The 567-nt window shown below is 63.1% G+C and carries 1 pseudogene; it reads left to right on the forward strand.

Going from position 1 to position 567, the window contains the following annotated elements:
• Positions 1-38 precede the first annotated feature (38 nt).
• Positions 39-567 (forward strand): annotated as a pseudogene (locus C6W91_RS21280) (electron transfer flavoprotein subunit alpha/FixB family protein); the annotation flags it as partial.

Below are 567 nucleotides of genomic sequence, written 5' to 3' on the forward strand. Positions count from 1 at the left end.
GAACTGGTTGCGAAACTCAAAGAAGCGGGGGCTGTGTAATGGCTGTTCTTCTCCTTGCTGAAGTGAATAATGGCGAACTGGCGATGGACGCCACCGCCAAGGCTGTCTCCGCCTCCAAGGCGCTGGGTGATGTGACCGTGCTTTGTGCCGGTGCATCGGCTGCCGCCGCAGGCGACGCTGCTGCCAAGATCGACGGCGTGGCCAAGGTGCTGGTCGCCGAGGACGCCTCGCTGGGTCACCGCCTGGCCGAGCCGACTGCAGCGCTGATCGTGTCGCTGGCTGGTGATTACAGCCACATCGTGGCACCTGCGTCCACCGACGCCAAGAACGTGCTGCCGCGCGTTGCTGCGCTGCTGGACGTGATGGTGATCTCGGATGTGACCGCTGTTGTCGACGCCGACACTTTCGAGCGTCCGATCTACGCCGGTAACGCGATCCAAACCGTGAAGTCGAAAGACGCCAAGAAGGTCATCTCCTTCCGGACCTCGACCTTCGACGCAGCTGGCGAAGGCGGCTCTGCCGCTGTTGAAACCACCGGCGCAGCCGAGAACCCCGGCCTGTCCGAAT

This window comes from Phaeobacter sp. SYSU ZJ3003, assembly GCF_041300735.1.
In the GTDB taxonomy this organism is placed as follows: domain Bacteria; phylum Pseudomonadota; class Alphaproteobacteria; order Rhodobacterales; family Rhodobacteraceae; genus Phycobacter; species Phycobacter gallaeciensis_A.